General features: G+C 46.0%; 13 protein-coding genes. All 13 read right to left on the bottom strand.

What is annotated here, in order from left to right:
* Nucleotides 1-359 (bottom strand): hypothetical protein (locus BU200_RS06705; protein WP_142237027.1); only part of this gene is annotated, 359 nt, incomplete at its 3' end.
* 577 nt (nucleotides 360-936) lie between these two features.
* The gene (locus BU200_RS06700; protein ID WP_075099443.1) at nucleotides 937-1,704 is read right to left on the bottom strand and encodes an acetyl-CoA carboxylase carboxyl transferase subunit alpha; all 768 of its coding nucleotides are present in this window, start codon (nucleotides 1,702-1,704) and stop codon (nucleotides 937-939) included.
* A complete protein-coding gene (gene accD, locus BU200_RS06695; RefSeq protein ID WP_075099442.1) occupies nucleotides 1,701-2,564 on the bottom strand; it encodes an acetyl-CoA carboxylase, carboxyltransferase subunit beta in 864 nt (287 codons plus the stop codon). Before accD ends, BU200_RS06700 begins: the two co-directional genes overlap by 4 nt.
* Before the next feature lie 502 nt (nucleotides 2,565-3,066).
* A complete protein-coding gene (gene accC, locus BU200_RS06690) occupies nucleotides 3,067-4,437 on the bottom strand; it encodes an acetyl-CoA carboxylase biotin carboxylase subunit (protein ID WP_075099441.1) in 1,371 nt (456 codons plus the stop codon).
* Between the two features lie 277 nt (nucleotides 4,438-4,714).
* Nucleotides 4,715-5,137 carry a 3-hydroxyacyl-ACP dehydratase FabZ gene (gene fabZ / locus BU200_RS06685; protein WP_075099440.1) on the bottom strand — a complete coding sequence of 141 codons (423 nt, stop codon included), beginning with the start codon at nucleotides 5,135-5,137 and terminating at the stop codon, nucleotides 4,715-4,717.
* Nucleotides 5,134-5,577: an acetyl-CoA carboxylase biotin carboxyl carrier protein gene (gene accB, locus BU200_RS06680; protein WP_075099439.1), complete on the bottom strand. Its 444-nt coding sequence runs from the start codon at nucleotides 5,575-5,577 to the stop codon at nucleotides 5,134-5,136. The genes fabZ and accB overlap by 4 nt, the downstream gene beginning before the upstream one ends.
* A complete protein-coding gene (gene fabF / locus BU200_RS06675; protein WP_075099438.1) occupies nucleotides 5,578-6,810 on the bottom strand; it encodes a beta-ketoacyl-ACP synthase II in 1,233 nt (410 codons plus the stop codon).
* A gap of 10 nt (nucleotides 6,811-6,820) precedes the next feature.
* Nucleotides 6,821-7,555 carry a 3-oxoacyl-[acyl-carrier-protein] reductase gene (gene fabG / locus BU200_RS06670; RefSeq protein ID WP_075099437.1) on the bottom strand — a complete coding sequence of 245 codons (735 nt, stop codon included), beginning with the start codon at nucleotides 7,553-7,555 and terminating at the stop codon, nucleotides 6,821-6,823.
* A 4-nt stretch (nucleotides 7,556-7,559) separates the two neighbouring features.
* Nucleotides 7,560-8,483 (bottom strand): ACP S-malonyltransferase, encoded by a 924-nt coding sequence (gene fabD, locus BU200_RS06665; RefSeq protein ID WP_075099436.1) that lies wholly within the window; start codon nucleotides 8,481-8,483, stop codon nucleotides 7,560-7,562.
* Between the two features lies 1 nt (nucleotide 8,484).
* The gene (gene fabK / locus BU200_RS06660) at nucleotides 8,485-9,450 is read right to left on the bottom strand and encodes an enoyl-[acyl-carrier-protein] reductase FabK (protein WP_075099445.1); all 966 of its coding nucleotides are present in this window, start codon (nucleotides 9,448-9,450) and stop codon (nucleotides 8,485-8,487) included.
* A gap of 486 nt (nucleotides 9,451-9,936) precedes the next feature.
* Entirely contained in the window at nucleotides 9,937-10,161 is a 225-nt protein-coding gene (locus BU200_RS06655) for an acyl carrier protein (protein ID WP_075099435.1), read from the bottom strand.
* Between the two features lie 145 nt (nucleotides 10,162-10,306).
* Entirely contained in the window at nucleotides 10,307-11,284 is a 978-nt protein-coding gene (locus BU200_RS06650; RefSeq protein WP_075099434.1) for a beta-ketoacyl-ACP synthase III, read from the bottom strand.
* Nucleotides 11,281-11,715: a fatty acid biosynthesis transcriptional regulator FabT gene (gene fabT / locus BU200_RS06645; RefSeq protein ID WP_075099433.1), complete on the bottom strand. Its 435-nt coding sequence runs from the start codon at nucleotides 11,713-11,715 to the stop codon at nucleotides 11,281-11,283. The genes BU200_RS06650 and fabT overlap by 4 nt, the downstream gene beginning before the upstream one ends.
* Nucleotides 11,716-12,235: the final 520 nt, after the last annotated feature.

Raw genomic sequence — 12,235 nt, 5'->3', positions numbered from 1 at the left:
TCATCCACACGATAGAGCTGTTCTTGACCACTAACGGCTACTGGTTCACCGTATTGGGCTTTCAAAGCGCTTTCGGCATCACTTTCTTGTGCCACCACCTTGGGTTGTTGGATTGCGTCACCCGCCTTCTCCTTTGACGGGATCGCCTCTTGTCCAGCAGGGGCTGGGGCTGTATGATTGGCATTGTCAGAGCCTACCGTTTGTTTATTCGCTTCCTCAAGCGCTTCTTGGTAGTCTGCTTCAAGCTGACCTTGCTTGATCGCCTGACCGATTTCTTCGGCATAGACCAGTGGCGAATGGGACACCACCAGCGTCAGTAACATCAGCCAAGTTACGAACTTTCTGATCTTTTTCATCATCTTTCTCCTTTAGTTATATAGCAGGACGAACCCACATCATAGGGAGAGTTGAAAAGAGCCTACCCCCCAAGTCTCCCTAAGGATTTCCACCTCTCCTTTACACCAATCATTATAGCAAAAAGACTGCCTTATGTAAATGGGTTTCTTGTTTTTTATGGTACATAATTTGGTCAGAAAAGTTTTCAACTAAAATTAGCCAGTGGATTATCTCTAGAAAACAAAAAATAGCCCTGCTCCTCTTGAAACGAGGAACAAGGCAACAGTCAATCTTTTAGAAGCGGTTCGTTGAAAATTTGTATCTAAGAGAGCCACACTTGACACGAGTTTCTCTCGTTCTATCGCCAACCTTCCACAGTCTATTCCTAGACTGTTTGACACGAGAACTGCTCGTTTTATCTCCCACCTTCCACAGTCTATTCCTAGACTGTGGAAGCAGCTAAGGGTGAAACAGTTATGTCTCTTTTTTTCGAGGTTTTAGGCTGAACTCCATTCCACAAGATTCGAGGGCATTAAAAGCACACAGTGAAAACAAAAAATGAGGGTGGTGATTTTCTTAAAATCATGCTCTTCCTCACTTTTAATATTTTCGAAAGCGTTGGTAGCGTTCTGCAACTAGCTTCTCTGCTGGTAGAGATTGTAGGTACTGAAAACTTTCCATCAATTCTTTTTTCAAGCGGTTTACAATCTCTTGCTGGCTCTCTTGCTCTGAAATGACCTTATCAACCACTCCCATTTCCATGAGCTCGTAAGAGGTAATTTTCATGAGCCGAGCTGCCTCCATAGCACGGCTAGCATCTTTCCATAAAATAGATGCAAATCCTTCTGGGCTCAATATCGCATAGATCGCATTTTCTAGCATCCACACTCTGTCTGCTACTGCGAGGGCTAAGGCTCCGCCAGAACCTCCCTCACCGATAATTAGGGCAATGATCGGGACTCTTAAATCGCTCATTTCCATGAGGTTGCGGGCAATTGCTTCTCCCTGACCTCGCTCCTCGGCACCGATTCCTGGATAAGCTCCTGCAGTGTTGATCAAGGTGAGGATGGGACGCCCGAATTTCTCAGCCTGCTTCATCAGACGTAGCGCCTTTCGGTAGCCTTCTGGATGTGGCTGACCAAAATTACGTTTGAGATTGTCCTGCAAACTCTTTCCCTTTTGGATGCCCACCACTGTGACAGCTATTTCACCTAAAAAACCGACACCTCCGATAACAGCGCCATCATCCCGAAACTGACGATCACCATGCAATTCCATAAAATCATCTAGTAGCAGACGGGCGTAATCCAGACTGGTTAAACGTGCCTGATCACGCGCTTGTCGAATTATCTTTGCTATATCCGTCATCTTCTTCCTCCATGCACTCTGACTAGAAAACCAATGGTATCCCGCAGTTCCTGCCGTTTGACAATCGCATCTACAAAGCCATGTTCCTGCAGAAATTCTGCCTTTTGAAAATTGTCTGGCAGCTGCTCACGAACCGTGGTTTCAATTACACGACGACCTGCAAAGCCGATCAAGGCCTGCGGTTCAGCTAGGATAATATCTCCCTCCATGGCAAAGGAGGCGGTTACGCCACCTGTCGTTGGGTCTGTTAGAATCGTTAAGTAAAAAAGACCTGCATTGGAATGACGCTTAACAGCCGCAGAAATCTTTGCCATTTGCATGAGGCTCATAATTCCCTCCTGCATTCTAGCACCCCCTGAAGCTGTAAATAGGACGACAGGCAATTCTTGCTCCAAGGCATATTCAAAGAGACGGGTAATCTTTTCCCCGACAACCGTCCCCATGCTAGCCATGATAAAGGAAGAATCCATGATTCCAAGCGCCACATCCTGCCCTAGAATTCGTGCCCTTCCCGTCAAGACAGCCTCATCTAATCCTGTCTTTTGGCGGACTGTGCTTAATTTTTCCATATAGGCTGGAAAATCAAGAGGATTTGTTGTTTCAATACCTGTAAATAATTCCTCGAACGAATCCTCATCAACTATTAGAGCTAAACGCTCGTAGGCACCGATACGAAAGGCATAGGAGCAATGCTGGCACATCTTCTCCTGTCCCAATTCCTTCTGGTAAATCAGACGTTTACAGGCTGGACATTTTGAAAACAAGGCATCCGGCACTTCCGGCCTTTTAGTAGTCTCTTGCACAAGAGACCGATTAGGATTGATACGAATATATTTATCCTTTTTTCCAAATAAAACCATATCTCCTCCTTAACCAAGATACGAGAGCGTTAAACAACTCCTAGACAAAATAGGAAATCGAAGCAGGGTGTCTTGCACCCAATGAGATTTATCTTTTTGTCAGTGAGTTGTAGCTCGAGTTCAATTAACCAAGATACGAGGACGTTAAGCGAGCAAAGCAAAAATAGGAGATTGACGCTGTGTTCCACGAACACGAGGAAATCTATCTTTTTTGCACAGCTCGTAGTCCGAGTTCAATTCTAAGATACAAAGCCCGTTAAAAACTCAAAGCGAAAATCGGAAATCTGACGAGTGAAAAGCTCCAGTGGAACTTTTCAGCCTACTCACGAACTCCTGTAACTAGACAAATCTGGAACACCTGCCTCCCCTTCAATTACTAACAGTTACTCCCCTGACTGTTAATACCACACCTGTATTAGCTAGAGCTGAAACAGGTGTCCCCCTTTTTCACAAAGTGCCTAGTCCTAACTCCATTACAAGTACTTGACACGAGGATACTCGGCTAATCCAATTCCTGACAATAGCGCGGTAAGAACTCTTCCATAAGATAGGCTGTATCGTAGTCACCTGCGACCACGCGCTTGTCTGCGATCAAGTCCAACTGAAAGTCTGTATTGGTTACAAGACCGTCAATTTCTAGTTCATAGAGGGCACGTTGCATTTTCATCAGTGCCTCAAAACGGTTGGCACCATGGACAATGACCTTGGCAATCATACTGTCATAGTAAGGCGGAATGGTATATCCCGGATAGACAGCGGAGTCCACCCGTAGTCCAACCCCACCGCTCGGGAGATAGAGGTTGGAAATCTTTCCAGGACTTGGGGCAAAGTTACAGGCTGGATTTTCAGCATTGATCCGGCATTCAATAGCATGTCCTTGAATCACGATAGCTTCTTGGCTAACGCTCAATTCTTGACCTGCGGCAATACGGATTTGCTCTTTAACAATATCAACACCTGTCACAAACTCAGTTACCGGATGCTCGACCTGCACGCGGGTATTCATTTCCATAAAGTAGAATTGACCACTAGCTTCATCTAAAAGAAATTCAATCGTTCCCGCATTTTCATAGCCGACTGAAGCTGCTGCACGCACTGCTGCCTGACCAATCTTCTCACGAAGGGTTTGCCCAATCGCAATAGAGGGAGCTTCTTCCAATACCTTTTGATTGTTACGCTGGAGCGAACAGTCTCGCTCACCTAAATGCACGACATGCCCGTATCGATCCGCTAAGATCTGGACTTCAATGTGTCGGGCGGGATAGATGACCCGCTCCAAATACATCGCGCCGTTACCAAAAGCAGCCTTGGCTTCACTTGAGGCAGATTCAAAGGCGGGCGCTAAATCAGAGGCTTTTTCTACCTTACGAATCCCCTTTCCACCGCCACCAGCTGCTGCCTTGAGCATGACGGGATAGCCAATTTTTTCTGCGACAGCCAGTGCCTCATCTGCAGTCATAATCTCCCCATCCGAACCCGGAATAACTGGGACATCTGCCTGAATCATCTGGGCACGGGCATTGATTTTGTCCCCCATCATATCCATGACTGCTCCAGATGGCCCGATAAAGGTAATGCCTACTTCTGCACACAGGGTCGCAAAGGTTGAATTTTCACTTAGAAAGCCAAAGCCCGGATGAATTGCCTCTGCTCCTGTCACCACTGCAGCAGAAATAATGGCATTCATATTCAAATAAGAGTCCCGCGAACGGGCTGGGCCGATACAAATCGCCTCGTCAGCCAGCATGGTATGGAGAGCTTCCTTGTCAGCTGTTGCATACACTGCTACCGTTGCAATCCCCAATTCACGTGCTGCGCGAATGATCCGCACAGCAATCTCCCCACGATTGGCTATCAGAATTTTCCGAAACATGCTCTCCTCCTTTTTCTTATCCTCACTAAAAATCAAAAAATAATAAATGGAAGACACCTAACCCCTGTACAAAAAACAGCGTAGCTGTTCCAGGTTTAACTGATTACAGATGTAAAGACCCTCGGCTTACGCAATGAATTTTTATGGGCTGTGTATCTTGTGGAATTGAACTCGAGCTACAACTCACTGACAAAAAGATAAATCTCATTGGGTGCAAGACACCCTACTTCGATTTCCTATTTTGTCTAGGAGTTGCTTAACGCTCTCGTATCTTATTTTAACTGCCAATGGCAAAGGTCAAGGTCCCACTAGCTGCTAATTTCCCGTCTACTTCTGCCTTGGCTTCTACGACTGCAATCGTGCCGCGACGTTTGACAAAGCGAGCCGTCATGATGAGCTGGTCGCCCGGGATGACCTGCCGTTTGAACTTCACCTTATCCATGCCTGCGTAAAAGACCAGCTTGCCCTTATTGTCTTCCTTGGATAACTCTAGGATACCTGCCGTCTGTGCCAGCGCCTCCATAATCAAAACTCCGGGCATGACAGGATAATCTGGAAAATGCCCGTTGAAGAAAGGCTCGTTAATGGTCACATTTTTAAGAGCAACAATCTCATCTTCCTTTATCTCAAGCACCCGATCCACCAAGAGCATGGGGTAACGATGAGGTAGTGCTTCTTTCATTTCTTGAATCGTTATCATATAATCCGTACCAATCCTTGTCCAAATTCCACCACATCTTCATTTGCAACCAAGATCTTCTCTACCGTTCCGTCGCAGGGTGCAGGGATTTCATTCATGACCTTCATGGCCTCTACAATCATCACTGTCTGACCTTTTTTAACAGTATCTCCAACGGTGACAAAGGCTGGTTTGTCAGGCGAAGGTGACACATAAGCCACTCCTACGAGGGGGCTTTCAACCACTGTCCCTTGGCTAGCGACCTCAAGTGTCGTTTCTGATGCAACTACTACTTGAGGGGCAACAGCCGCTTCTGATACTGGAACGGGGCTTATGGGCATTTCTGGCTTCTGCTCATTTTTACTGAAGACCAGTTGAACACCGTTATTTTTATAGGAAAATTCACGTAGACTTGACTGATCAAATTGGGTCATCAAGTCCTTAATCTCTGCATTGTTCACTTAATCCTCCCAACGTTTAAAGGCAATGACCGCATTGTGTCCACCAAAGCCAAAGGTATTTGAAATGGCATAGCGAATCTCCATATCCCGGCCTTGACCGTAAATAACATCTGCTTCAATGTCATCAGATAGTTCTTGCGTGCCTGCTGTTTTTGGAGCATGCGAATGGCGCATCGCCTCAATCACCGCAACCGCCTCAATTGCACCTGCCGCACCCAACAGATGTCCCGTATAAGACTTGGTAGAAGAAACTGGAGTTTCTGTGCCAAATACTGCGACAATTGCTTGGCTTTCTCCCTTTTCATTGGCTGGTGTAGAGGTACCATGAGCATTGATATAATCAATATCCTCAGGCTTGAGACCCGCTTCACCGATTGCCAATTTCATAGCCTTGATGGCACCGAGACCTTCTGGATGAGGAGACGTCATATGGTGGGCATCGCAGGTATTTCCATAGCCAACGATTTCTGCTAGGATAGTCGCACCGCGCTTCTCGGCATGCTCCAGACTCTCCAAGACCAGAACCGCTGCCCCTTCTCCCATGACAAAACCGTTGCGATCCTTGTCAAATGGAATTGAAGCTCTGAACGGATCTTCAGTAGTAGACAGGGCAGTCAAGGCTTGAAAACCACCGATCGCAAATGGCGTAATCGCTGCCTCTGCCCCACCTGCTAAAATGACATCTTGGAAACCGAATTTGATTTCACGAAAAGCCTCACCAAGAGCGTCATTTGAAGAAGAACAAGCGGTGATCACACACTTACAGATCCCATTTGCCCCTACCTGCATGGCGATATTTCCAGCAGCCATGTTAGGAAGAGCCTTGGGAAGAGCCATCGGACGAATGCGCTTGGCTCCCTTCGTGTTCATTTTTTCAACCTGCTCTTCGATTTCCTTGATCCCGCCAATCCCTGTTGATAAGACCACTCCGAAACGATCACGGTCGAGGTTGTCTGTCTCTAAACCTGCATTGGCAACTGCTTCGTTAGCTGCATACATGGCGTAAAGAGAGTACAGATCATAGCGGTTATAGTCTTTTTTGACGAAATACTTGTCAAAAGGAAAGTCTGACACTTCTGCTGCATTGTGGATCTTATAATCACTGGTGTCGAATTTGGTAATCGGTCCAATCCCGATTTTCCCAGCTTTTAAGCTCTTCCAAAATTCCTCAGGTGTGTTGCCAATCGGTGAGGTTAAGCCGTATCCTGTTACTACTACTCGATTTGTTGTCATGTCTTACTCCTTACTGCATGGTTAGACCGCCATCAATCGCGATGACTTGACCAGTGAGGTACTCCTGGCGGGCTAGAAAAACTGCGACTTCTGCGACTTCTTGCGTCAACCCAAAGCGCTTCATAGGAATCTGTCCTAGCATGGCGTCTTTAATCTTATCGGATAATACAGCTGTCATATCTGATTCAATAAAGCCGGGAGCAATCGCATTGACGCGAACATTCCGTCCTGCTACCTCACGGGCAATCGATTTGGTAAAGCCGATCACACCTGCCTTAGAAGCCGCATAATTGGCTTGACCTGCATTGCCCATCAGCCCTGCAACGCTAGATACATTGATAATGGCTCCGCTCTTTGCCTTGGTCATGGGTTTCAAAACCGCTTGTGTCATGTTAAAGGTTCCTGTCAGGTTCACCTTGAGCACCGCTTCAAAATCATCTTCTGACATTCTAAGTGCTAGACCATCCTTAGTAATCCCTGCATTGTTGACTAGAATATCGATAGAACCTGCCAGTTCAGTCGCTTCTGCAACCATGCGCTTGGCGTCAGCTTGCTTGGCTACATCTCCAATCACCACATGAACCTTAACACCGTAGCCGGATAAGCTCTCTAGGATTTCTTCTGAAATGCTGCTACGTCCGTTTAGGATGACATTAGCGCCTTGCTTGGCAAATTCATGGGCGATCCCAAGACCGATTCCACGACTTGACCCTGTAATCAATACATTTTTTCCACTTACATCCATTTGTTTACTCCTCTTTCACGAATGCTTCAAGCGTCGCGAGATTTTCCACCTGTCTGACACTTACTGAAGGATCTATTTTTTTCAAAAAACCTGATAAGACGGTTCCTGGACCAATCTCAACAAAGTCTGTTACACCTGCCTCTTGCAAGCAAGCAATCGAATCATAAAAACGAACGGGTTCCATAACTTGACGCGTCAAAAGAGGGACGATCTCTTCCTTGTCCATAATTCGGGCAAGGGTATTGCCAACCAAGGGAATCGCAAAATCTCGAAAGGAGACACTAGCTAGCGCTGCTCTCAAGCGTTCTGAAGCTGATTGCAGCAGGGCTGTATGAAATGGTCCTGATACCTTGAGGGGAATCATCCGCCTCACGCCAGCCTCTTTCAGTAGTCTTACTGCTGCATCCACCGCAGCGACTTCACCACCGATCACGATTTGGCTAGGGGCATTATAGTTGGCGGGTGCCACAATTCCGTGGACGGATGCCGTCTGACAGGCGCTCTCAATCGTCTCCAGATCTGCGTTCAAGACGGCAACCATTTTCCCGCTACCTGCTGGAGCTGCCGTTTCCATATATTCACCACGCTTCGCCACCAGAGCAACTGCCTCTTTAAATTCCAAGGCTCCTGCAGCGACCAAGGAGCTGTATTCCCCAAGCGATAGACCAGCCACCATGTCTGCCCTTGCTCCCTTTTCCTGCAACAAGCGCCAAATGGCAACGGAGGTGGTCAAAATAGCCGGCTGTGTGTAGCGGGTCTGGTTGAGTTTTTCTTCCTCTAAGTCAATCAGTTCTCGCACATCATAGCCTAGGACAGCTGTCGCTTCATCAAAGGTTGCTCTCACACTCTCATACCGGTCGTACAAGTCCCGTCCCATTCCCAGGTACTGGGCACCTTGACCAGCAAATAAATAGGCTGTTTTTGTCATCTTATTCTCCACTCGTCGTCCAGCGTGCGGCTTGTTCCTTGATGACTTGCGCTGCTCCATCATAAATATCACGCAAAATCTCCGCACAGGAGTCTTCTTTTCTGATCAAGCCAGCGATCTGACCTGCCATAACGGATCCATATTCTACATCACCGTCGACTACCGCAAGTCTCAGGGCACCTGCCCCTAATTCTTCAATGTCTTTACTATCTTTCAAGCCACGAAGAAAATCTTTTTCCGCACTGGCATAAGCGGTCGAAAGTTTATTTTTTAGCGCACGGACGGGATGGCCAACCACCTGAGCAGAGATCGTGGTATCAATGTCCCTTGCCTTGAGAATCTTGTCCTTGAAATTCTGGTGGGCATTGGATTCTTTTGCTACTACAAAACGTGTGCCAATCTGAACGGCTTCTGCTCCTAGCATAAATGCCGCTGCTGCACCATGCCCATCCGCAATCCCTCCGGCTGCAATGACTGGAATCGAAACGGCTTCGACTATCTGACGTACCAAGGTCATGGTCGTCAATTTACCAATATGACCACCCGATTCCATGCCCTCTGCAATAATGGCATCAACGCCTAGTTTTTCCATCCGTTTTGCAAGGGCAACACTCGGAACAACTGGAATGACCGTCACACCTGCTGCATGGAGACGTTCCATGTATTTCCCTGGATTCCCAGCCCCAGTCGTCACCACTTTTACACCCTCTTCAATCACCAAGTCTACAATGTCATCAACAAACGGAGACAAGAGCATGATATTGACCCCAAAGGGCTTGTCTGTCAGTGCTTTGACCTTGTCGATATTCGCTTTCACAACTTCTTTCGGAGCATTTCCGCCGCCGATAATCCCTAGACCACCTGCATTTGAGACAGCTCCTGCTAAGTCACCATCTGCCACCCATGCCATTCCACCTTGGAAAATTGGATACTGAATCTGAAGCAGTTCTGTAATCTTTGTTTGCATATATCCCCTTTTCAATTCTTCATTTGCTTCACTAATCATTTGATACTCAATAAAGATCAACCATGGACAAGCGTCCGCTATCTAGGAGATAGAACGCTGTTCCTTCTCGTTTGGAGCGAGCGTCACTCGTCTTATCTACTAGCTTCAACAGTCTAGGATAGACGCTTAACAAAGTATCCTTTTGATTTTTAAAGAGCGTGAAGTTCAAACAATTAATCAAACAAGGAAGCGGGTCTTCGTATTCCCACTACCCTTTCAAAAATAGTTTGATTATTCAATGTTTTGAATATCAAACTATTAACCTTAGCAAAAATGCTAGAAACTAGCATTTCAATCCCTCATACCATCCCCGTACCTAGCTGACTAGACTTATTTCCAACCTCAATACTACTAGGAGTGAGGGGCGAAATCAAGATTACGTCCACTCCCCAAGTACAAGGCTTCGTCAGAGGTCTTTCCGCTGGTAAGCACTGATGGTATCGAGTATTATTTTGTTTGCTCTTCTACGTAAGCTACGAGGTCGCCAACAGTATTCAAGCCTTCTTCAGATTCGATTTGAATATCAAATTCATCTTCGATTTCTGAAATAACTTGAAATAGATCCAATGAATCTGCATCTAGATCTTCAAATGTTGTTGTAAGGCTCACTTCTTCTGCGTCCTTACCAAGTTCTTCAACGATGATTGCTTGTACTTTTTCAAATACTGCCATGATAGTTCTCCTTTAAAAAATAATAAAATCTTACTCTTTGATCCTCAAAACCATGCCTTGCTCTCATTGTGTCTATCACAAGTCGTTGCCTAATCTGGTTTTACCTTTCGCAGAGTATTTAATAACTGTAAAAACAGTTCATTAACTAAAGTTTTAATAGAATAGCTCCCCAGGTCAAGCCTCCGCCAAAGCCACTCATAACAAGGGTTTGACCAGCACCAAGACAAATCTTTCCTTGCTCCACACACTCCGATAGCAATATGGGAATGCTTGCTGCACTGGTATTGCCATAGTCTGCCATATTGGCTGGGAATTTCGACATGTCACTTCCCAGTTTCTGCGCCATCTTTTCCAAGATTCGTCGGTTCGCCTGATGCAGCAAATAATAGTCGACATCTTCATCTGACAAACCTTGATGAGCAAGCAAGTCCTGCAAGGTCTTGGTTACATCACGAACCGCAAATTCAAAAATGGCACGTCCTTCCATTTTCACATAGGGGGCATTTTCACCTGCCTCTGAAAAAGGAGAGGATAGACCTGTAACACCCGACTGCAAATCCTGAGCCCTGCTACCATCTGTCCGATGGATTTCATCTAGAAAATGTGGCTGATCACTTGCTTCTAGCAAGACACCGCCTGCACCATCTCCAAAGAGAACAGCTGTGCTTCTATCTGACCAGTCAAGAGTCTTGGAAAGGGTTTCTGCCCCAATCACCATCCCCCTTTGGTAGCGCCCTGATGCGATCAACTTTTCAGCAGTCGACAGGGCAAAGACAAAGCCCGAGCAAGCGGCAACCAAATCGTAGGCAAAGGCCCGACTTGCACCGATATTAGCCTGAACACGCGCTGCCGTTGAGGGCATGGCTGAATCAGGTGTCATCGTTGCAACGATAATAAAGTCAATCGTGTCTGGAGCATAGCTACTTTTTTCCAAGAGCTGACTTGCTACCTGCGTAGCCAAATCACTGGTCTCTTCATCCTTGCTGATATGACGCCTGCGGATCCCCGTCCGCGATGCAATCCATTCATCACTCGTGTCCATCAGCTGCGCTAATTGATCATTTTCAATGACTTGCGCTGGTGCATAATGGGCTACCTGACTGATTTTTGCAAAGGTCGTCATTTTAAATCCTCCAAGAAATGATAGAGTTTCAAAAGGCCTTTTTTCATGACCTTAAATTCAGTTTCATCCATATCTGATGTAATTTGACGCACCATTTCATTATGAAATCGTTGATGCAAGCGATAGACTAATCTTCCTTTTTTGGTTAAATGAAGATGGATCACACGACGATCTTTGGTTGATCGAATCCGTTCAATGTAGCCTTTCCGCTCCAAATTATTCAAACTGGTTGTCACCGTCCCCAGCGTTACCATCAAAGCACGGGCAACATCGCTCGGAGTAACACCGTCTTTGTCACCGATCACATCGATTGTGTGCATTTCTTTGATCGAAAGATCTTTAAAACGACTTCCCCGCAGACTGGTTTCTTCAATGATGAGTACATTATTAAAAATCGCAGTCAGATATTCATTTATCTTTGCATCTTCCACAATCGAAAGCCTCCTTACATACTTTGACCTTCAAAGTATACGACAGATTAGTTTGATTGTCAAATATTTTCTGTCACACCGGAAAAAACAAGATACGAGAGCGTGAAGCGAGCAAAGCAAAAATAGGAGATTGACGCTGTGTTCCACGAACACGAGGAAATCTATCTTTTTTGCACAGCTCGTAGCTCGAGTTCAGTTATACAAGATGTGAAGCCGTTAAAAAACCGAATGAAAATTAGGAAACATGACGAAGAGATTAGAGAGAGTTTGCTCCGCAAACTTCTATTTCCCGCCTCTAAAGGTATGCTATACCTTTAGAGCTAGGAATGTTTTTCTATTTTCCGAGGTTTTAGGCTGAACTCAATTCCACAAGATACGAGGACGTTAAAAACTCAAAGCGCACTTCTTCATGTAATAACAGTCACTTCCCTGACTGTTATTACTGTACCTGTAAAGCAGGCATAGCCTGCAACAGTTACGGCAAACTAGGAAATTTGACGCAGAGATTAGAGAGTTTGCT

It is taken from the genome of Streptococcus acidominimus, from assembly GCF_001921825.1.
In the GTDB taxonomy this organism is placed as follows: Bacteria; Bacillota; Bacilli; order Lactobacillales; family Streptococcaceae; genus Streptococcus; species Streptococcus acidominimus.
This window is presented reverse-complemented; position numbering and strand designations above follow the sequence as displayed.

Coding starts and splice junctions, on each gene's coding strand:
- BU200_RS06700 (WP_075099443.1), bottom strand. CDS start 1,704: ATGACGGATATAGCAAAGATAATTCGACAAGCGCGTGATCAGGCACGT.
- accD (WP_075099442.1), bottom strand. CDS start 2,564: ATGGTTTTATTTGGAAAAAAGGATAAATATATTCGTATCAATCCTAAT.
- accC (WP_075099441.1), bottom strand. CDS start 4,437: ATGTTTCGGAAAATTCTGATAGCCAATCGTGGGGAGATTGCTGTGCGG.
- fabZ (WP_075099440.1), bottom strand. CDS start 5,137: ATGATAACGATTCAAGAAATGAAAGAAGCACTACCTCATCGTTACCCC.
- fabF (WP_075099438.1), bottom strand. CDS start 6,810: ATGACAACAAATCGAGTAGTAGTAACAGGATACGGCTTAACCTCACCG.
- fabG (WP_075099437.1), bottom strand. CDS start 7,555: ATGGATGTAAGTGGAAAAAATGTATTGATTACAGGGTCAAGTCGTGGA.
- fabD (WP_075099436.1), bottom strand. CDS start 8,483: ATGACAAAAACAGCCTATTTATTTGCTGGTCAAGGTGCCCAGTACCTG.
- fabK (WP_075099445.1), bottom strand. CDS start 9,450: ATGCAAACAAAGATTACAGAACTGCTTCAGATTCAGTATCCAATTTTC.
- BU200_RS06655 (WP_075099435.1), bottom strand. CDS start 10,161: ATGGCAGTATTTGAAAAAGTACAAGCAATCATCGTTGAAGAACTTGGT.
- BU200_RS06650 (WP_075099434.1), bottom strand. CDS start 11,284: ATGACGACCTTTGCAAAAATCAGTCAGGTAGCCCATTATGCACCAGCG.